This is a genomic window from Loktanella sp. M215, assembly GCF_021735925.1.
Taxonomy (GTDB): domain Bacteria; phylum Pseudomonadota; class Alphaproteobacteria; order Rhodobacterales; family Rhodobacteraceae; genus Loktanella.
In genome coordinates this window covers 227,934-246,762 of sequence record NZ_WMEA01000001.1, presented here as the reverse complement: position 1 = coordinate 246,762, position 18,829 = coordinate 227,934, and the positions used below count along the sequence as shown (strand labels likewise).

Sequence of the window (18,829 nt, the reverse complement as noted above, 5' to 3'; positions counted from 1 at the left end):
CCTCCCCGCGGGTCAGGCCTGGCGCTGGTCCGGCGGCGTGGCCTGACCGGCCAGTTCCGCCACGATCTCGTCCAGCGCCATGACCTTGGTCTGCTGCTCGCCCAGACGGCGGACGGATGCGGTCCGCTCCTCCACCTCGCGGCCCCCCAGCGCCAGAATGACCGGCACCTTCCCGACAGAATGTTCGCGGACCTTGTAGTTGATCTTCTCGTTGCGCGTATCCGCCTCGGCCCGGATACCGCGGGCTTTCAAGGCCGCGACGACCTCGTGGGCATAGTCGTCCGCATCCGACACGATGGTCGCCACCACGACCTGACGCGGCGCCAGCCAGAACGGCAGCTTGCCCGCGTGCTCCTCGATCAGGATGCCGATGAACCGCTCGAACGACCCCAGCACGGCGCGGTGCAGCATGACCGGGCGATGCTTGGCCCCGTCCTGTGCGACATAGTTCGCGTCCAGCCGGTCGGGCAGGTTCGGGTCCACCTGCAAGGTGCCACACTGCCACTCCCGCCCGATGGCGTCGGTCAGCGTGAACTCCAGCTTGGGACCATAGAACGCCCCTTCGCCCGGCAGCAGGGTAAAGTCATAGCCCGCCGCCTTGCAGGCGTCGCCAAGGGCGGCTTCGACCCGGTCCCAGCTCTCCTCCGACCCGATCCGCTTCTCGGGGCGGGTGGACAGCTTGATCGTCCAGTTGTCGAACCCAAGGTCGGCATAGACCGAGGCGAGCAGCTTGATGAACTTCTCGGTCTCGGCCACGATCTGGTCGTCGGTGCAGAAGATGTGGCCGTCGTCCTGCGTGAAGCCCCGCACCCGCATGATGCCGTGCAACGCGCCCGACGGCTCATACCGGTTGCAGGACCCGAATTCGGACATCCGCAGGGGCAGATCACGATAGGATTTCAGACCCTGATTGAAGATCTGCACGTGGCAGGGGCAGTTCATCGGCTTCAGCGCGTTGACCGTCTTCTCGCGGGCGTGGTCCTCGTCGACCTCCACGATGAACATGTGGTCCTGATAGTTGTCCCAGTGGCCGGATTTTTCCCACAGAACGCGGTTCACGACCTGAGGAGTGTTGACTTCCACATAACCGTCTGTGCGCTGCTTGCGCCGCATGTAGTCCTGCAGCTGCGTGTAGATCGTCCAGCCGTTGGGGTGCCAGAAGACCTGACCGGGGGCCTCTTCCTGCATGTGATACAGGTCCATCTCGCGGCCCAGCTTGCGGTGGTCGCGCTTGGCGGCTTCCTCCAGCATGTGCAGGTGGGCCTTGAGGTCTTCCTTGTTCGTGAAGGCGACCCCGTAGATGCGTTGCAGCATGGCGCGGTCGCTGTCACCGCGCCAGTAGGCGCCGGCGATGGACATCAGCTTGAAGCCGTCGGCGGGGACCTGACCGGTGTTCTGCAGGTGCGGACCCCGGCAGAGGTCCTGCCAGTCGCCGTGCCAGTACATGCGCAGCGGCTCGTCGCCGGGAATGCTCTCGATCAGCTCGACCTTGTAGGGCTCGCCACGGTCCTTGTAGTACTGGACAGCCTTCGGACGGTCCCAGATTTCCGTGCGGACGTCATCGCGCTTGTTGATGATCTCCTTCATCTTCTTTTCGATGGAGGAGAGGTCTTCGGGTGTGAAGGGTTCCTTGCGGTCGAAGTCGTAGTACCAGCCGTCCTTGATCACCGGGCCGATCGTGACCTGCGTGTCGGGCCAGATCTCTTGCACCGCACGCGCCATGATGTGGGCGAGGTCGTGACGGACCAGTTCCAGCGCGGGGGCGGGATCCTTCATCGTGTTGATGGCGATCTGTGCGTCGGCGTCGATGGGCCACTGCAGGTCCCAGTGCTGGCCGTTCACGGTCGCGCTGATCGCTTTCTTGCGGAGGGAGGAGGAGATGTCGGCGGCGACGTCAGCGGCGGTCACGCCTGCATCGTAGCTGCGCGCATTGCCATCGGGGAAGGTCAGGGAGATCTGGGCCATGTGAGGCTCCTCGTCATTTTGGCGCCCACGGAACGCCCGGTTGCGGGATATGTGAGCCGCATCCATGCCGTGCGGCCCGCGGGCGGTCAAGGGGCGGCGGGTGGAATGCGGCGACCCCGCGCTTGACGGAACCGGGGGGCGGGGTAGATATTGGTCAGGTCTCCGTCCGGACACCCATCCCGCATCGTCAGAGGTTCCCATGCCGCATTTCAACCGCTCGTTTGAACTGACCATCGCCGACATCGACCTGATCGAATCGTCCCTGCGCGAAACCGGGCGCGCCCTGGCCGACGCCCGCATCGACGCCGCCGCCACGGATCCAGCGGGGCTGCCTGATCTGGACGCGCGGATCCGGCGGGTGAACAAGCTGCTGGGCCGGTTGCACAACCAGAAGACCTTCTTCCGCCCGACCGCCGGAACCTATGTCGGCGGCTGACGGACCGGGACTGACCGACGCGCTGTTCCGGCGTGTCGTCGATGATCCGGACAGCGACGGCGGCCTGCCGGAGGCTGCGCGCGCCGTCGAGCCGGGGAGTTTCCTGCGGCATGTCGCGGCACTGTCCGCCAGCAAGATCGCGGACGGTCTGATCGACCCCAAGCTGGTGCTGAGCTGGTTGTTGACCCATGTGGGTGCCGGCCCGTTCTGGGTCGGGCTGCTGGTGCCGGTGCGCGAAAGCGGGGCGCTGCTGCCGCAACTGTTGACGACGCCCTGGATCACCGCGGCCCCGGTGCGCAAGTGGTTCTGGGCCGGCGGATCGGCGGTGCAGGGGATCTGCGCCGGGGCGATTGCCTTGGCCGGGCTGACCCTGTCGGGGGCCACGGCGGGGGCGGTGATCGTGGCGCTGCTGAGCGTGCTGGCGCTGGCGCGGTCGGTCTGTTCGGCCAGCTACAAGGACGTACTGGGCAAGACCGTGGGCAAATCGCGCCGCGGCACGGCGACGGGTTTTGCCAGTTCCGCCGCCGCCGCACTGGTCATCGTCTTTGCGCTGGTGCTGCTGTCGGGGCTGGCAGAGCGGTTCGTCGTGGTCACAGCAGCGCTGCTGCTGGCGGCGGCGTTCTGGCTGATCGCGGCGGCGGTCATGGCGACGCTGGCAGAGGTGCGGTCGGACGCCGGCGAGGTTGCGGGGGTTGGCTGGGGGCAGTTCAGGCTATTGCGGGACGATCCGCAACTGGCACGCTTCATCGTGGTGCGCAGTCTGCTGGTCGGCACGGCGCTGGCGCCGCCCTATTTCCTGCTGCTGCGGCCCGATACGGCGCTGAACCAGCTGGGGGCGCTGGTGCTCGCCTCTGCTGTGGCGTCGCTGGTGTCGGCTTATGTCTGGGGGCGGCTGTCGGACCGGTCGTCGCGCCGGGTGCTGATGTATGCCGGACTGGCCGGGGGCGCTGTGCTGTCGCTGGTTGTCGCGCTGGCGCTGACGGGCTGGGTCACGGTGACGGGCGTCATCCCCGTGGCGCTGTTCGGACTGATGATCGCCTATCAGGGCGTGCGGCTGGGGCGGTCGACGCATCTTGTGGACATGGCCGAAGGCGACGACCGTGCGCCCTATACCGCGCTGTCGAACACCATCGTGGGGTTGGTCTTGATCGTGGCGGGCGGCCTGTTCGCGGCCGTGGGAGAGGTCTCGGTGCCTCTTGTCATCGCCCTCTTTGCCGTGATGTGCTGGGCGGCGGCGGCGCTGGCCGTGGGCTTGGACGAGGTGCAGAGCGATGGCTGAGATGTTGGAGACGCCGCAGGGGCGGCGGATTGCCTATCACCGGACCGATGGGGCGGGGCCGACGGTCGTGTTCCTTGGCGGGTTCAAGTCCGACATGGGCGGCACCAAGGCCGTGCATCTGGAGGCCTGGGCGCAGGCACACGGCCGCGCCTTTGTGCGGTTCGACTATTCGGGACACGGCGAAAGCAGCGGACGGTTCGAGGACGGGGCCATCGGCGACTGGTTTGCCGATGCGCAGGCGGTGATGGAGATGGTTCCGGGGCCGCTGGTGCTGGTGGGATCGTCCATGGGGGGCTGGATATCGCTGCTTTGCGCGCGGGCGATGCCGGAGCGGATCACCGGGCTGGTGACGGTGGCCGCGGCGCCGGATTTCACCGAGGACAGCATGTGGGCCGGGTTCGATGTCACGCAGAAGGCGATGCTGGAGCGGGAGGGGCAGGTGGCGCTGCCGTCGGAGTATGGCGATCCCTATATCATCACGCGGCGGCTGATCGCGGACGGGCGCGATCATCTGGTGCTGCGCGCGGCCCTGCCTTTGGCCTGCCCGGTGCGGTGTCTGCAGGGGACGGCGGATGCCGATGTGGATGTCGCCGTGGCGCTGCGGCTGCTGGATCACGCGACGGGGCCGGATATCCGACTGACGCTGGTGAAGGACGCGGATCACCGGTTTTCGACGCCCGCATGCCTCGATCTGATCGTGACGGCGGTTGCGGACGTGCTGGACCTTATCCGCGGGTAACACGCGCGGATCGTTGAGGTTTCCTCAATCCATTTCTGGGCGCCGCTATTTGATGTGCGGCGGCGGGCGCATCGCCTAGGGTGGCGGTGGGGGAGCATTTTGCATGGCATTGACGAAGGGGCAGATGGCGGGCTGGGGGCTGGCGGACTTGGGCGTGAACGTCTTTGTCGTGGTCAAGCAGCTGCTGGTGTTCACCTATCTGACAACCTACCTCGGCGTGCCGCCGGGGATCGCGGGGCTGGTCACCTTCGCGGTGCTGGCCTTTGACGTCGTGACGGACCCCATCGTGGGATATCTGTCGGACCGCAACACCAGTCGCTGGGGGCGGCGCGCACCCTGGATCGCGGTCGGTGCGGTACTGCTGGCGGTGTCGATCGTCGCGATGTTCGCGGTGCCCGCGGGCATGGCGTGGCAGGCCAATGCGCTGTGGGTGCTGGTGTTCTTTGCCGCGGCCTCTGTCGGGTTCACCTTCGTCGCGATCCCCTATGGCGCGATGGCGGGCGAGATGACGCAGGACCCGGGCGAGCGGTCGACGATGATGGCGTTCCGGATGACCTTTGCCTCGCTCGGCCTGCTGACGGCGGGGGCGCTGGTGCCGGCGCTGGCGGGGGACAGTCGGGCGGGATACGCGCGGGCGGTGCTGATCGTGGCGCCTGTGGTCGTGGTGACGATCTGGGGGATGCTCTGGGCCGTGCGCCGCGCACCACGGATTGCAACGCCCGCGACCGAAGGGTTCGGCACCGTGTTGCGGCTGGTGCTGGGGAACCGGGCCTTTGCGGTGCTGGTGGTGCTGTACGGCGTGCTGACGCTGGGCGTCGCGCTGATCGCGGCGGGGCTGCAACTGGCCGCGCTTGCCCTGATCGGGGATGCGGGCGGGCCGCTGTCGGGGCTGACGGGCGCGCTGGGCGTGTTTTCGACACTTTTCGCGGCGTTTATCCTGGGGTCGGTCGTGTCGCAGTTTCCGTGGGTCCGCGCGTCGGCCCGGTGGGGCAAGGTGACGGCGCTGATGGGCGGGCTGGCGCTTTATGTCGTGGTGCTGATCTGCGTCTGGGCCAGCCTGCCTGCGACGGGTGTGACCGTGATTGCGGGGCTGTTCGTGTTGGCGGGCGTGGCGAACGGGGCGTATCAGCAGATCCCCTGGGCGATGTATCCGGACCTGATGGACGTGACCCGCGCGCGGCAGGGCACCGCGATCGAGGGTGCGTTCAGCGCGGTCTGGCTGTTCGGCCAGAAGGTGGCGAATGCGCTGGCACCACTGCTGCTGGGGGTGATCCTGCAGGCGGCGGGGTGGCAGGCATCCGCCAGCGGGATCGTCGCGCAAAGCCCGCAGGCGCTGGCGGCATTGCGAGTGGCGCTGACGCTGGTGCCGGCCATCATCTTTTTGGCGGGCATGGCCGGGATATGGCTGATGTACCGCCCGTTGGCGCGCGGGGTGGCAAGCCATCGCTAGGGGCGGGTGCCTGCGGTTGCACCGCGCCGCAGGGCCTGCCATCTAGGGTGAAACCAAAGGGACTGGACCACGACATGACGCGCGAACCGCTGGTGCTGATCCCACCGATGCTGTGCGATGCCCGCGTCTTTGGCCCTCTGACGGCGGCCCTGTCGCCGCAGCATCCGATCTGCATCATGCCGACGACCGGGGCAGAGCGGATCGAAGAGATGGCGAGCTGCATCCTTGACTGGGCACCGCCGAAATTCGCCCTGCTGGGACTGTCGATGGGCGGCACGGTGGCGTTGGAGGTGATCCGCCGCGCGCCGACCCGCGTGACGCGGATCGCGCTGATGGACTGCACGTCGCAAGCCGAAACGCCGCAGGCCGCCGCCGCGCGCGAGCCGCTGATCGTGGCGGCGCGGGCCGGTCGGTTTGCCGATGTCGTGGCACAGGAGATGCCGGCGCATTGTCTGGCGGACGGGCCGCGCCGTCGCGCTGTGCTGGACCTGCTGGAAACGATGGCGCGGGCGATCGGGCCGGTGGCCTATGTGGCGCAGGCCCGCGCGATGCAACGGCGGCGGGACCAGTCCGCGACATTGCGCCAGATCCGGCAGCCGACGTTGGTCGTCTGCGGGGCAGAGGATCCGATCTGGCCGGTGCGCCGGCATGAATTCATGGCGGAAATGGTGCCCTATGCGCGGATGGAGGTCATCGCGGGGGCGGGGCATCTGCCGCCGCTGGAGCAGCCGCAGCGGACGGTCGAGGTGATCCGCGCCTTCATGCAGCAACCCGTGGTGCTGCGTTAGGCGACCCGGCCCGCGCGGGGCCGGATCATCCGCAAGATCAGGCCTTGTCGGTGCCGGTCTTTTTGACCATGGCGGTGACGTTGTTGGGCGCAGTCTGCTGTTTGTCCTTGCCAGTCACGTCTACCGGTGCAGCATCGGCCTTGGGCGCCGACGCGGTGTTGTCCGCAGGTTTGGTTGACGCTGGCGCGTTTGCCGCGGTCTTGGGCGCCTCGGTCGGCGTGTTGGCCGCCTTCGGGGCTTCGGCAGGCTTTGGTGCGTCGGCGGGGGTTGCTGCGGCCTTCGGCGCCTCGGTTGCCTTGGCGACGGCCTTGGGGGCCTCGGCAGATTTTGCCTCTTGCTGTGGCGCATCGGCGGTCTTGGCTGCGGCCTTCGATGCTGCGGCCGCTTTGGCAGGGGCAGGCTGCTCTTTCGTCTTGGCCTTTGCCGTGGCGGCTTTCGTCTTGGCAGGCGCCGCCGCTGTCTTGGCCGCTGGCTTTGCAGCTTTGGTCAACTCAGGGGCGGGCTTTTCGGCCGTCGCGGGCGCGTCGGAATTGGCGTCGATGAAGGCCAGCACGAGGGGCCGGATGTTCTTGCGCCACTTGGCCCCGGCGAAGATGCCGTAGTGACCGGCGCCCGGTTCAAGGTGTGCGGCTTTCTTGCTGTCCGGCAGCCCGGTCATCAGGGCCAGCGCGGCAAGGCATTGGCCGGGGGCAGAGATGTCGTCCTTCTCGCCTTCGACCACCTTGACGGCGACGGTCGTGATGGCGCCGATGTCGACCTTTTTGCCGGCGACGGTAAAGTCGTTGCGGGCGATGTCGCGGTTCTTGAACACGCGTTCCACGGTCGAGAGGTAGAATTCCGCGGGCATGTCCATGACGGCAAGGTATTCGTCATAGAATTCGTTATGCTTGTCGTGGTCCGACGCCTCGCCCTTGGCGGTCGCGATGATCTGGTCGCGGAACGCCTTGGTGTGCAGTTCGTTGTTCATCGAGATGAAGGACGACAGTTGCAGCAGGCCAGGATAGACCTTGCGGCCCACTCCCTTGAACTTGAAGCCGACGCGCTGGATCATCGACCCTTCGAGCTGGCCCATGGTGACGGAATGGCCAAAGTCGGTCACGGCGGTCGGGTTGGCATCGGGGTCGATGGGGCCGCCGATCAGGGTCATCGACCGGGGCTGGGCGCTGGGGTCTTCGGCGGCCAGGTAGGCCACGGCAGCCAGCGTCAGCGGGGCGGGCTGGCAGACGGCGATGACGTGCAGGTCGGCGCCCAGTTCCTTCATGAAGTCGACGAGGTAGAGCGTCGAATCCTCGATGTCGAACTTGCCGGCGCTGACGGGAATGTCGCGGGCGTTGTGCCAGTCGGTCGTGTAGACTTCGCAATCGGGCAGCAGCGAGATCACGGTCTTCTTGACCAGCGTGGCATAGTGGCCGGACATCGGTGCGACCAGCAGGACGCGGCGAGGTTTGGGCGCGCGGCCGCCGACCTTGAAGTGGATCAGGTTGCCGAAGGGCTTTTCCAGCACCGTCTTGATATGCACGTTGTGGTCGGTGCCATCGGCGGCGGTCTGGACGGGAATGTTCCAGTCGGGTTTCACGACCATGCGGGAAAAGGCGCGTTCCGTCACGGTGCCCCAGGCCCCCAGCCATTCCATGAACGGGTTCGCCGTCATCGACATCATGGGATAGGCGGCCATGGCGCGGGCGGTGGAACCGAGCCACTGGTTCGTGTTACGCATGCTTTCCATCATGTCGTAGGTCATCATATACTTCATGTTGGAACGCTCCTGATGTGGTCGCGCAATAAATGCTGCAACTGCGAAGGTAGGACGGGGGGATCGATATGACAACCAATGATATTGTCGGACCGGAAACGGACCGTAAAAATCTTGACAATCTCGAAAAAAACATGGCGAGAGTCGATGTGTTGACGCAGCGTCTGGTTGTGGCGCTGTCGAAGGGACGGCAGGTGCCGCCAGCGCTGCAAGGGCCGAGCCAGGAGCTTTATGCAAAGGCGGCAGGAGCTTACTGGGCCGAGATGATCAATAATCCGGCCAAGCTGATCGAACATCAGCTGTCGTTCTGGTCCAAATCGGTGACACATTTTGTTGAAGCGCAGGCGTTGTTGGCGCAGGGCAAGATTGCCGCACCAGAGGACAAGACGCCCGACGACCGCCGCTTTAGCCACGCCTTGTGGAAGACGAATCCGTATTTCAACTTCGTCAAGCAGCAGTACATGATCAATGCAGAGGCGATCACGCAGGCGATCGAGGATGTCGATACGCTGGACGAGGCCGAAAAGAAGCGTCTGCGCTACTTTGGCCAACAGATTGTGGACCTGTTCAGCCCGACGAACTTTCTGGCGACCAACCCCGAGGCGCTGAGCCTGGCGGTGGAAACCGAAGGCGAATCGCTGGTGAAGGGGCTGGAAAATCTGGTCCGTGACCTAGAGGCGAACGACGGCGATCTGGTGGTGACGCTGGCGGACAAGGATGCCTTTACCGTGGGCGAGAATCTGGCCACGACGCCGGGCAAGGTCGTGTTTCGCAACCACATGTTCGAGCTGATCCAGTACACGCCGACGACGGAGAAGGTTCACGCCGTGCCGCTGCTGATCTTTCCGCCATGGATCAACAAATTCTACATCCTCGACCTGAAGCCCGAGAATTCGCTGATCAAGTGGATCGTCGATCAGGGCTATTCCCTGTTCGTCGTATCCTGGGTCAATCCCGATGCGAGCTACGCTGACACGACGATGACCGATTACATCGAGGACGGATTCCTGCGCGCCATTCAGGCGGTGAAGGAGATCTGCGACGTGCCGCAGGTGAATGCGATCGGCTATTGCATCGCGGGCACGACGCTGTCGCTGACGCTGGCGCTGATGAAACAGCGTGATGACAGTTCGGTCAAGGCGGCGACGCTGTTCACGGCGCTGACCGACTTTTCCGACCGGGGCGAGGTTGGCGTCTTTCTGGACGAAGATTTCGTCGGCGGGATCGAGCGCGAGGTGGAGGCCACGGGAACCCTCGACAGCTATTACATGTCCCGCACCTTCAGTTTCCTGCGGTCCAACGACCTGATCTATGGTCCCGCGATCAAAAGCTACATGATGGGCAAGGCGCCGCCGGCGTTCGATCTGCTGTACTGGAACGGCGACGCCACCAACCTGCCGGGTAAGATGGCGCAGCAGTATCTGCGCGGGCTATGTCAGGACGACCGGTTCGCGACCGAAGGCTTCGATGTGGCCGGAACGACGGTGCAGATTGCCGAAGTGACGGTGCCGATCTGTGCCGTGGCCTGCGAGACGGACCATATTGCCGCCTGGAAAAGCAGCTTTCGCGGGGTGCAGAAGATGGGGTCAAAGGACAAGACCTTCATCCTGTCGGGGTCGGGACATATTGCCGGTATCGTCAATCCGCCGGCAAAGAAGAAGTATGGCCACTGGACACACCCGGATCTGTCGCTTGATCCCGACGCATGGAAGGCCGCGGCGGACAAGCAGGATGGCAGCTGGTGGCCGATGTGGGAGGGGTGGCTGGCGCCGAAATCGGGCAAGATGATTCCCGCTCGAACGCCGGGCACGGCACAATATCCGGTCCTGTGCGATGCGCCCGGAACCTATGTTATCGGACATTGAAGTCGCACACCTTAAAATTGTATTGCGGAATCAGGGCGTTGTTCGGGGTGCAAAAATTCATGCTGCACCGCAGAAAAAGGGTTGAAATGCTGCGGTGCAGCATGTAAGTAGAGGTCAGACAAAACAAGACGGTTGAACCCTCTGCCGTCACATAACGCAAAGGACTATACCATGGCCAAGACCCAAGATTTCACCACTGTTTTCAAAGACATGATGGGCTCGTTCCCGGTTGACACCAAGTCGATGGAAGACGCCTACAAGTCGCAGACCACGCTGGCCGAGAAGCTGTCGACCGTGTCCCTGTCGGCCGCTCAGGAATCCGCACAGCTGTCCGCCAAGTGGGCACAGGATACCCTGACCAAGATGCAGGACATGACTAAAGCCAAGTCCGAGCCTGCCGATTATGCCAAGTCGATGACCGACTTCGTGTCCGCGACCTCCGAATCCGCAGCCGAGCACATGGCCGCCTTCGCCGAGATCGCGAAGAAGGTCCAGACGCAGACGCTGGAACTGATGATGGCCGCTGGCAAGGACATGTCCGAGGACATGACCGCCGCCGCGAAGAAGGCGCAGGACGAAATGACCAACGCCGCCAAGAAGGCCACCACCGCAGCCAAGTAAGCGGATCGGTTTGACGAGTAGACACGGCGCGTCCCCCTACAAAGGGGGCGCGCCTTTTGCGTTGCAGGGTTTGGCTTGTCTATCGTGCACTTGCGGCATAGCATCGCTGCACTGCATCATGCTTGGGAGGGCATATCGTGGCCGCCACCGACAAACCGCTGCTGATCAAGCGCTACGCCAGCCGCCGTCTTTATAACACGGAAACCAGCGACTACGTCACGCTGGAGGATATCGCCAAGTTCATCCGCGCGGGGCGCGAGGTGCAGATCGTCGACCTCAAGACCGGCGATGATCTGACGCGGCAATACCTGCTGCAGATCATTGCGGAACACGAAAGCCGTGGCGAAAGCGTGCTGGGCGTCGATCTTTTGACCGACCTCGTGCGCAGCTATACCAGTCAGGCCGCATCGGTCGTGCCGCAATTCCTGACCGCCAGCTTCGAGATGCTGCGCGATGGGCAGAGCAAGGCGATGGAGAACATGTCCAAGACGAACCCGCTGCTGAACATGCCGGGTTTCGACGCCATGCGGACGCAGCAAGCGGCCTTCTTCAAGGCGATGACCGGTGGCATGATCCCCGGCGTGTCGCGCGAGCCGAGCGCACAGAAGCCTGCCGATGATCTGGAAACGATCAAGGCGCAACTGGCCGAGATGCAGGACAAGCTGTCCAAGCTGGGCAAGTAAGGTCACCCCGACATGGTGCTGAACATCGCCGTCATCGCCGCTGTCGTGGCGGTGGCGCTTTTGCTGTTGTGGCCCCGCGTGTCCGCCGCACCGCTGTGGCGGGCCACGACGACGCCCCTGGCGTCGATCATCGGCAGCGGATTTCTGGTGCTGGGGCCGTTGCTGGGCGCGTCCTACGGCATCTGGGCGATCGCGGTGATGGCGCTGTTGAACGCGGTGGCCTGGTGTTTCGGTGCCGCAATCCGGCAAAGCATCGCGGACCCGCGCCCGTCGCCGCAGCTGGATCAGGTGGCCTCTGTCGTGCTGGCCTTCGCCTATGTGATCTCGGTCGCCTATTACCTGAACCTGTTCGGCGCCTTCGGGGTCAGCCTGACGCCGTTCGACACCACGCTCGCCGCGCGGGGTGTCACGACGGCGGTCTATCTGCTGATCCTGACCGTCGGCTGGACCAAGGGGTTTTCGGCGCTGGAACGGATGGAGCAGGTGTCCGTCGGCGTGAAGCTTGCGATCATTGCGGGGCTACTGGTGGGACTGGCGCTGGCCTTTGCCAGCACGGCAGGCACGGGTGCGCTGATCGTCAACCCGCCGACGCTGACCGCATGGCCCGCAATCACGCTCGCCTTCGGTCTGATCGTGACCGTGCAGGGGTTCGAGACGTCCCGGTTTCTGGGCGACAGCTACAGCCCCGCGATGCGGATCCGGTCGATGAAGCTGGCGCAGCTGACGGCGACGGCGATCTACATGGTTTATATCGTGCTGCTGGTGCCGCTGTTTCCGGCGTCGGATTACACGATCTCTGAAACCGCGATCATCGACCTGATGGTCGAAGTCGCCCCTGTGCTGCCGCTGCTGCTGGTCGCGGCGGCGCTGGCGGCGCAGTTCAGCGCGGCGGTGGCGGATACCAGCGGGTCGGGCGGTTTGCTGAAAGAAGTCTCGCGCGGGCGGATCGCGCCGCGGATGGGATATGCGCTGCTGGTGACGGCGGGAATCGTGATGACCTGGACGATGGACGTGTTTCAGATCATCGCCTACGCCAGCCGCGCCTTTGCGCTGTATTACACGATTCAGGCCGTTGTTGCCGCGCAGACCTCGTGGGGCCGGGGGCGCAGGCGGCGCGCTGCGGGCTGGGCTGCGCTGGCGGTACTGGGTGCGCTGATCGTCCTGTTGGGCCGCGCGGCAGAGGGCGGCTGATCGGTCAGACGCCCAGACGGTCGCGCAGGGCATACCATGTCATGGCCAGCGTCAGCAGCGGGGCGCGGAACCGCGCACCGCCCGGAAAGTTCGGGACCGGCAGCTTGGCCATCACGTCGAAGCGGTCGGTCTGGCCGATGATCGCCTCGGCCATGACGCGCCCGGCGAAGCCGGACAGGGCCACGCCGTGGCCCGAAAAGCCAGCACCCGACAGGATCCCGGCAGAGACGCGCTGCAGCGCGGGCAGGCGGGTCATGGTGATGCCCAGCGTGCCGCCCCAGACGTGGTCCAGCCGGACATGCGCCAGTTGCGGGAACAGGGACACCATCCGCGCATGCAGCGCACCCGAGATATCGGCAGGATAGCCGAGCGAGTAACTCTCGCGGCCGCCGAACAGCAGGCGGCGATCCTCTGACAGGCGGAAGTAGTTCACGACGAATTTGGCGTCGGCGACGGCGACGTCGCGGGTCAATATCTGATCCGCCAGATCGCCCAGCGGTTCGGTGGCCCCGATGAAGGAATTGATCGGCATCACCCGTGCCGCGACAGTGCGGTTCAGGTCGGGCAGATAGCCGTTGCCGGCAAGGATGACGTGATCCGCCACGACGTGGCCGCGTCCGGTCTGCACCTTGACCGGCGTGCCTTTGCTGACGTGGTGAACCTCTGACCCCTCGTGAATGATGACGCCCGCCGCCTCTGCTGCGGCAGCCAGGCCCACGGCATAGCGCAGCGGGTGGATATGGGCGGCGCCCATGTCCAGCCAGCCGCCGGCGTAGGCCTCCGTATTGACGACATCGCGCAGCCCGGCGCGGTCCAGCAGCGTGATCTTGTCATAGCCGTAGGTGCGCGAGACGTAGTTCGCCTCGGCGTGCAGGGCGCGGCATTCGCCGTCCTTGTAGGTGCCGAAGGCCACGCCGGGGGTCCAGCGCGCCTGTGGCGCATGGGTGGTCAGAAGATCGTGGAGGTCGGATTTGGCCTGCTCTGCCGCGTCCCACAGCGCGCGGGCGGGACCGTTGCCGAGCTTTTTCGCAAGGTCGATCTGATGCCAGTTGTAACCCGATCCGACCTGCCCGCCGTTGCGCCCGGACGCGCCAAAGCCCGCGCGGTGCGCGTCCAGGACGATGACCTTGCGCCCCGCCTGTGCCAGTCGCAGGGCCGCCGTCAGCCCGGTATAGCCTGCCCCGACGATGCAGACGTCCGCGGTGTGCCGCCCGCGCAGGTCGCGGCGTTGCGGGGGCAGGTCGGTGGTGGCGGCGTACCAGCTGTCGGGGTATTGGCCGGGGGCGTCGTTGCGATAGAGCGGGTTCATTCGGTCACCGTCACAGGCTGCACGTCCTCCCATGTGCGTTGCACGGCCATCGCAAGTGCGCCGAGGCAGAACACGAAGCCGAGCGCCACCAGCACATTTCGTTTCAGCCGGTCAGACATTCAAAAGCAGATGTTCGCGTTCCCATGGGCTGATGACCTGCAGGAACTCGTTGTATTCCGCGTGTTTCACGATCGAATAGACGCGGGCGAATTCCTCGCCCAGCACCGCGTGAATGGCCTTGGCCCCGTCGAAAAGTTCGAGGGCGGCATAGAGGCCCTGCGGGATTTCATCCTCCGAGGTATAGGCGTCGCCCCGGAACCGCTTGTCGGGCCAGATTTCGTTCTTCATGCCGAGGTAGCCGCAGGCGAGCGATGCCGCGATGCAGAGATAAGGGTTGCAGTCCATGCCCGCGAGGCGATTTTCCACGCGCCGCGCCTCTGGCGGGCTGATCGGGATGCGGATGCCGGTCGTGCGGTTGTCGCGGCCCCATTCGAGGTTGATCGGGGCGGCGTGGTCGCGGACGTAGCGGCGGAAAGAGTTCACGTAGGGGGCAATGACGGCGATCACCGACGGCATGTGTTCCTGCAAGCCGCCGATGAAGTGGAAGAAGTCGTCCGTCTCTCCACCTTGCGGACCGGTAAAGATGTTGCGACCCTTGGCGTCCAGCACAGAGTGGTGGACGTGCATGGCGCTGCCCGGCTCGCCCTCGATCGGTTTGGCCATGAAGGTGGCGGTGCAATTGTGCTTCAGGGCCGCCTCGCGCAGCAGGCGCTTGAAGAAAAAGACCTCGTCCGCGAGTTTCACCGGGTCGCCGTGGCGCAGGTTAATTTCCAGCTGTCCTGCGCCGCCTTCCTGCGTGATGCCGTCGATCTCGATCCCCTGAATCTCGGCGTATTCGTAGATGTCGTCGATGACAGGGCCGTAGTCGTCCACGGCGGACATGGAATAGGCCTGACGCGCGGCGGCGGGGCGGCCGGTGCGGCCCATCATCGGCTCGATCGGCTTGGCGGGGTCGATGTTGCGCCCCACCAGGTAGAATTCCATTTCCGGCGCCACGACGGGTGTCCAGCCTTCGGCTTTGTAGAGGTCGCAGACGCGTTTGAGCACGTTGCGCGGGCTGCATCCGATGGGGCGCCCCTTCTGGTCAAAGGCGTCGTGGATGATCTGCAGGGTGCCGTCCTTGGTCCAGGGGGCGGCGGTCGCGGTGGACAGGTCCGGGCGCAGGATCATGTCGGGTTCGAGGAAGCCTTCGGGGCCCGCGGCCTCGCCCCATTCACCGGTGATGGTCTGGAAGAAGATCGAATTGGGCAGGTGGAAATGTGGCTGCTTGTCCCACTTGGCGGCGGGGACGGCCTTGCCGCGGGCGATGCCGGGTAGGTCGGCGATGACGCATTCGACCTCGTCCAGACGGTTGTTTTCAAGGTAAAGGCGCGCGGCTTCGGGGATTTCGTCAACCCAGCTCATGCGATGCTCCGCGTCTTGAAGAACCGGGCCATCTGGTCGGCGACGCGGGTGTTGTCGATGGGTTCGTGCTGCACCGCACGGGCGGCGGCCAGCAGGGGGTCGGGCACCACACCCTCGCCCCGCTCGTCGCCAAGGCGCTTGGTAAAGGCGTTCTCGAACTCCGGGTGGGCCTGCACGGTGAACACGCGGTCGCCGTAGACGAGGGCGGCGTTGCGGCAAAAATCATTGGTGGCGACGACGGTGGCATCCTGTGGCGCCTGCGTCACCTGATCCTGATGCCAGGCGTTCAGGGCGACGGTTTCGCCCTGCCAGTCGTAGGTTTGCCGACCGACAGCCCAGCCGTTGGGGAACTTCTCAACGCGGCCGCCAAGGGCCTGTGCGATGATCTGATGGCCGAAGCAGATGCCGACCATGGGCACGGATGCGGCGTAGGCGTCGCGGATGAAGGTCTCCAGCGGCGCGATGAAGGGGTGGTCTTCGTAGGCGCCATGCTTTGATCCGGTCAGCAGCCAGCCGTCGGCGGCGTGGACGTCGTCGGGAAAGACCATGTCGACCACGTCGTATGTGACGAAGTCGAAGCCCTGATCGCCAAGGAGTCGCTTGAACAGATCCGCGTAGTCGCCCGTCTCAGGCCGCATCGCGTCTGGCGCGTGCCCGGTCTGCAAAATTCCGATTTTCATGGATCACCTGCTGTTGATGAGGCGCAATCTAGGACGGTGGCGCGGCCGGGGCAACCCGGCCCCCTTGGCTATCGGATGATCTGCGGTCTGATCCGCAGCTTCTTGCGCGCTTCAGAGGGCAGGTGGCGGTTCAGGCGGGCATTGATGGCACCGAAGATCGTGATGACCGTCAGCGTCAGGATGATGAAATAGCCCGCGAGGATCGGGTAGGGGATGAAGGGGTTGAAGGTCTTATCGGCAAAGTAACTTGCGTAATAGAGCGCATCGCCCCGTTGCTGCAGCGCCGGAAAGCCCGAAAAGAAGACCAGCGTCGTGGCGTGGAACAGAAAGATCGCTTCGTTCGTGTAGGCGGGCCAGGCGAGGCGCAGCATGGTGGGCCAGATCACCCGGCGGAACCGCGACCAGCCGGACAGGCCGTAAGCGTCCGCAGCCTCTGTATCGCCCTTGGGGATCGAGAGGAGCGCGCCGTAGAAGATCTCGGCCGAATAGGCGGCGGTGTTGAAGAAGAGCACGACCAGCGCCCCCGCCCAGGCGGAGGTGAAGAGGCCGAAGGCGGGAATGGCCCCCTTCAGCGACAGGAACAGGAAGTACGCGAAGAAGAACTGGATGAAGAGCGGCGAGCCGCGGAAGATGAAGATGAACCAGTCGGCGGGCTTGCGCAGCAGGGCATGGCGCGAGGCCTTGCCCAAGGCCAATGCGGTCGCCAGCAGGAAGCCGGCGGCGAGGGCGAGGATGCCGAAGTAGATGTTCCAGATCATGCCCGAGCCAATCAGCGTGAACTGCTGGCAGAGCGTGAAATCCGCGCGCGGCAGCAACCGTTCGCCGATGCCGAGGCTGCGCAACCCGTAGTCCGCGATGGTCTGGATGCAGCTCATGCGGCGGCCTTGCGCTGCGCTTCACCGCCCGCGGTGGCCTGACCGCGGGTCAGGCGCGCCATGATGCGCGAGAGGACGGCTTCGGATGCCTTAGTCAGTGCCAGATAGAAGATCAGCAGGGCGAGGAAATACCACATGCGCCAGTCGCTATGGGGATAGTCGGTGAAGTTGGGTGTCTTCGTGCCGCCCAGTTCGCGCGCCCAGTAGACGATATCCTCGACCCCCAGCAGAAACAGCAGCGGGGTGGCCTTGATCAGCACCATCCAGAGGTTCGACAGGCCGGGCAGGGCGTAGACCCACATCTGCGGCACGAGGATGCGGCGATTGACCTGACGGCGCGACATGCCGTAGGCCTCTGCCGTTTCCAGCTGGCCGCGGGGGACGGCGCGCATCGCGCCGAACATGACGTTGGCGGCGAAGGCGCCGAAGACGATGGAAAAGGTCAGCACGGCAAGGCCGAATCCGTAGGTCTCGTGCACCCATTGTGCGGCGTTGCCAAGCGGCATCTTGGCCTGCGGACAGACGACGAAGTCGTTGCCCTGCCGCACGGGTTCGGTCCAGTCGGGGCAGAGCACCTTTTGCCGCAGGTATTCGATCGCCTGATCGAGGGCGATGACGAAGAAGAGGAAGAAGGCGATATCCGGCACGCCGCGCACGACGGCCATGTAGGTTTTGCCAAACCAGCGCAGGGGTGCCACCCGGCTGCGGGCGGCATTGGCCGCGCCGAAGCCCAGCAACAGCGCCAGCGGTGCGGTGATCGCCAGAAGCAGCAGCACGGTGCCCACGGACCAGTAGATCCCCATGTGCTTGCCCGTCGTCAGGTAGCAGGAGAGCCATGTCAGGCCAGACAGGCTGGCCGGGTCTGCGCAATAGCTGAAAATCGGCGGAATCCCTGGCTGATGTCTTTTGCGTTTATCTTGTCAGATGAAGGGGATGCGCCGCGCATCAGTTGAAGCGCGGCGCAGCTGGTTTAGAACGGCGCGGAACCGGGCAGCATTTCGGTGATCAGCGTGTTCAGGCTGCCGTCGTCCTTCATGGACTGGATGGCGGTGTCGAATTTCGCCTTCAGTTCCGCGTCGGTCTGGCGCAGGCCCAGACCGATGCCGCCGCCGATCAGCACGTCGTCGCCGGCGAAATCGAGGTCGGCTTCGGCCTCGGCGATGGGCACGAGGTAGGCCTTGTCGGCCAGCACGGCGTCAGCCTCGCCGTTGCGGACGGCAGAAACGGCTTCCTCGGGGGTCGCGAATTCCAGCAGGGTCGCGTCGGGCATGTCGGCGGCGACGTAGCCGGCCTGAATCGTGCCGGTCTGGGCGGCGATGATGCCGGTCGACAGGTCAGCATCGGCGTTCATGGCGACGAAGGCGCTGGGGTCGGGCTGAGTGTAGGGGTCGGAGAAGGCGATGACCTCTTGCCGTTCCGGCGTGATCGACATGCCGGCCATGATGACGTCGTAGTTACCGGAGACGAGGTTCGGGATGATGCTGTCCCAGTCGTTGGTGACCCAGGTGCAGGTCAGCGCGGCCCGCTTGCACAGCTCGTCGCCCAGCACACGCTCGAACCCGTCGACCTCGCCCGCGTCATTGATGAAGTTGTACGGAGGGTAGGCGCCCTCGGTCCCCATGCGGACCACGTCCTGCGCCATGGCGGACCCGGCAAGCAGCGACAGGGCTGCGGCGGTCAGTATCAGTTTCATCTCGGTCGTCTCCCGTTGGATAGGCCGGCGTTGCGGCC

17 protein-coding genes and 1 pseudogene are annotated in these 18,829 nt (G+C 65.1%); 9 read left to right on the top strand and 9 right to left on the bottom strand.

The window, feature by feature from the left end; all coding sequences use genetic code 11:
• Positions 1 to 12 precede the first annotated feature (12 nt).
• Complete coding sequence (gene thrS, locus GLR48_RS01180; RefSeq protein WP_237057978.1) at positions 13 to 1,965, bottom strand: threonine--tRNA ligase; 1,953 nt, start codon at positions 1,963 to 1,965, stop codon at positions 13 to 15.
• 199 nt (positions 1,966 to 2,164) lie between these two features.
• Here thrS and GLR48_RS01175 point away from each other — a divergent pair, with 199 nt between their 5' ends.
• The 5 genes from GLR48_RS01175 to GLR48_RS01155 all read left to right on the top strand — a co-directional run bounded on the left by GLR48_RS01175 (position 2,165) and on the right by GLR48_RS01155 (position 6,657).
• Positions 2,165 to 2,401 (top strand): hypothetical protein, encoded by a 237-nt coding sequence (locus GLR48_RS01175; protein WP_237057977.1) that lies wholly within the window; start codon positions 2,165 to 2,167, stop codon positions 2,399 to 2,401.
• Positions 2,388 to 3,680 (top strand): MFS transporter, encoded by a 1,293-nt coding sequence (locus GLR48_RS01170; protein ID WP_237057975.1) that lies wholly within the window; start codon positions 2,388 to 2,390, stop codon positions 3,678 to 3,680. The genes GLR48_RS01175 and GLR48_RS01170 overlap by 14 nt, the downstream gene beginning before the upstream one ends.
• Entirely contained in the window at positions 3,673 to 4,419 is a 747-nt protein-coding gene (locus GLR48_RS01165) for an alpha/beta fold hydrolase (RefSeq protein ID WP_237057973.1), read from the top strand. The genes GLR48_RS01170 and GLR48_RS01165 overlap by 8 nt, the downstream gene beginning before the upstream one ends.
• A gap of 103 nt (positions 4,420 to 4,522) precedes the next feature.
• Entirely contained in the window at positions 4,523 to 5,869 is a 1,347-nt protein-coding gene (locus GLR48_RS01160; protein WP_237057971.1) for an MFS transporter, read from the top strand.
• Between the two features lie 74 nt (positions 5,870 to 5,943).
• Entirely contained in the window at positions 5,944 to 6,657 is a 714-nt protein-coding gene (locus tag GLR48_RS01155; RefSeq protein WP_237057969.1) for an alpha/beta fold hydrolase, read from the top strand.
• Positions 6,658 to 7,105: 448 nt separating this feature from the next.
• Here the strand turns inward: GLR48_RS01155 and phaZ are convergent.
• Positions 7,106 to 8,410: pseudogene (phaZ, locus tag GLR48_RS01150) on the bottom strand (polyhydroxyalkanoate depolymerase); the annotation flags it as partial.
• A gap of 68 nt (positions 8,411 to 8,478) precedes the next feature.
• Here phaZ and GLR48_RS01145 point away from each other — a divergent pair.
• The 4 genes from GLR48_RS01145 to GLR48_RS01130 all read left to right on the top strand — a co-directional run bounded on the left by GLR48_RS01145 (position 8,479) and on the right by GLR48_RS01130 (position 12,770).
• Positions 8,479 to 10,275 carry a PHA/PHB synthase family protein gene (locus tag GLR48_RS01145; RefSeq protein WP_237057967.1) on the top strand — a complete coding sequence of 599 codons (1,797 nt, stop codon included), beginning with the start codon at positions 8,479 to 8,481 and terminating at the stop codon, positions 10,273 to 10,275.
• Positions 10,276 to 10,446: 171 nt separating this feature from the next.
• A complete protein-coding gene (locus GLR48_RS01140) occupies positions 10,447 to 10,896 on the top strand; it encodes a Phasin (protein ID WP_237057965.1) in 450 nt (149 codons plus the stop codon).
• A 137-nt stretch (positions 10,897 to 11,033) separates the two neighbouring features.
• Positions 11,034 to 11,579 (top strand): polyhydroxyalkanoate synthesis repressor PhaR, encoded by a 546-nt coding sequence (phaR, locus tag GLR48_RS01135; protein ID WP_237057963.1) that lies wholly within the window; start codon positions 11,034 to 11,036, stop codon positions 11,577 to 11,579.
• 12 nt (positions 11,580 to 11,591) lie between these two features.
• On the top strand, positions 11,592 to 12,770 hold the full coding sequence (locus GLR48_RS01130) for a hypothetical protein (protein ID WP_237057961.1): 1,179 nt from the start codon (positions 11,592 to 11,594) through the stop codon (positions 12,768 to 12,770).
• 4 nt (positions 12,771 to 12,774) lie between these two features.
• On the opposite strand, the gene GLR48_RS01125 is transcribed toward GLR48_RS01130, so the two are convergent.
• From GLR48_RS01125 to GLR48_RS01100, 7 genes are all read right to left on the bottom strand, one after another.
• Positions 12,775 to 14,079 (bottom strand): NAD(P)/FAD-dependent oxidoreductase, encoded by a 1,305-nt coding sequence (locus tag GLR48_RS01125; protein ID WP_237057959.1) that lies wholly within the window; start codon positions 14,077 to 14,079, stop codon positions 12,775 to 12,777.
• A complete protein-coding gene (locus tag GLR48_RS25620; protein ID WP_272911357.1) occupies positions 14,076 to 14,198 on the bottom strand; it encodes a hypothetical protein in 123 nt (40 codons plus the stop codon). Before GLR48_RS25620 ends, GLR48_RS01125 begins: the two co-directional genes overlap by 4 nt.
• Positions 14,191 to 15,543 (bottom strand): glutamine synthetase family protein, encoded by a 1,353-nt coding sequence (locus tag GLR48_RS01120; protein ID WP_237057957.1) that lies wholly within the window; start codon positions 15,541 to 15,543, stop codon positions 14,191 to 14,193. Before GLR48_RS01120 ends, GLR48_RS25620 begins: the two co-directional genes overlap by 8 nt.
• Positions 15,540 to 16,223 (bottom strand): type 1 glutamine amidotransferase, encoded by a 684-nt coding sequence (locus tag GLR48_RS01115; RefSeq protein WP_237057955.1) that lies wholly within the window; start codon positions 16,221 to 16,223, stop codon positions 15,540 to 15,542. The genes GLR48_RS01120 and GLR48_RS01115 overlap by 4 nt, the downstream gene beginning before the upstream one ends.
• A 68-nt stretch (positions 16,224 to 16,291) precedes the next feature.
• Positions 16,292 to 17,098 (bottom strand): ABC transporter permease, encoded by an 807-nt coding sequence (locus tag GLR48_RS01110; RefSeq protein WP_237057953.1) that lies wholly within the window; start codon positions 17,096 to 17,098, stop codon positions 16,292 to 16,294.
• On the bottom strand, positions 17,095 to 17,979 hold the full coding sequence (locus GLR48_RS01105; RefSeq protein WP_237064285.1) for an ABC transporter permease: 885 nt from the start codon (positions 17,977 to 17,979) through the stop codon (positions 17,095 to 17,097). Before GLR48_RS01105 ends, GLR48_RS01110 begins: the two co-directional genes overlap by 4 nt.
• 89 nt (positions 17,980 to 18,068) lie before the next feature.
• The gene (locus tag GLR48_RS01100; protein ID WP_237057952.1) at positions 18,069 to 18,791 is read right to left on the bottom strand and encodes a transporter substrate-binding domain-containing protein; all 723 of its coding nucleotides are present in this window, start codon (positions 18,789 to 18,791) and stop codon (positions 18,069 to 18,071) included.
• Between the last annotated feature and the right edge of the window lie 38 nt (positions 18,792 to 18,829).

Bases quoted from the DNA above. Each gene is read 5' to 3' on its own strand.
- thrS (WP_237057978.1), bottom strand. From the start codon at position 1,965: ATGGCCCAGATCTCCCTGACCTTCCCCGATGGCAATGCGCGCAGCTAC.
- GLR48_RS01175 (WP_237057977.1), top strand. From the start codon at position 2,165: ATGCCGCATTTCAACCGCTCGTTTGAACTGACCATCGCCGACATCGAC.
- GLR48_RS01170 (WP_237057975.1), top strand. From the start codon at position 2,388: ATGTCGGCGGCTGACGGACCGGGACTGACCGACGCGCTGTTCCGGCGT.
- GLR48_RS01165 (WP_237057973.1), top strand. From the start codon at position 3,673: ATGGCTGAGATGTTGGAGACGCCGCAGGGGCGGCGGATTGCCTATCAC.
- GLR48_RS01160 (WP_237057971.1), top strand. From the start codon at position 4,523: ATGGCATTGACGAAGGGGCAGATGGCGGGCTGGGGGCTGGCGGACTTG.
- GLR48_RS01155 (WP_237057969.1), top strand. From the start codon at position 5,944: ATGACGCGCGAACCGCTGGTGCTGATCCCACCGATGCTGTGCGATGCC.
- GLR48_RS01145 (WP_237057967.1), top strand. From the start codon at position 8,479: ATGACAACCAATGATATTGTCGGACCGGAAACGGACCGTAAAAATCTT.
- GLR48_RS01140 (WP_237057965.1), top strand. From the start codon at position 10,447: ATGGCCAAGACCCAAGATTTCACCACTGTTTTCAAAGACATGATGGGC.
- GLR48_RS01130 (WP_237057961.1), top strand. From the start codon at position 11,592: ATGGTGCTGAACATCGCCGTCATCGCCGCTGTCGTGGCGGTGGCGCTT.
- GLR48_RS01125 (WP_237057959.1), bottom strand. From the start codon at position 14,079: ATGAACCCGCTCTATCGCAACGACGCCCCCGGCCAATACCCCGACAGC.
- GLR48_RS25620 (WP_272911357.1), bottom strand. From the start codon at position 14,198: ATGTCTGACCGGCTGAAACGAAATGTGCTGGTGGCGCTCGGCTTCGTG.
- GLR48_RS01120 (WP_237057957.1), bottom strand. From the start codon at position 15,543: ATGAGCTGGGTTGACGAAATCCCCGAAGCCGCGCGCCTTTACCTTGAA.
- GLR48_RS01115 (WP_237057955.1), bottom strand. From the start codon at position 16,223: ATGAAAATCGGAATTTTGCAGACCGGGCACGCGCCAGACGCGATGCGG.
- GLR48_RS01110 (WP_237057953.1), bottom strand. From the start codon at position 17,098: ATGAGCTGCATCCAGACCATCGCGGACTACGGGTTGCGCAGCCTCGGC.
- GLR48_RS01100 (WP_237057952.1), bottom strand. From the start codon at position 18,791: ATGAAACTGATACTGACCGCCGCAGCCCTGTCGCTGCTTGCCGGGTCC.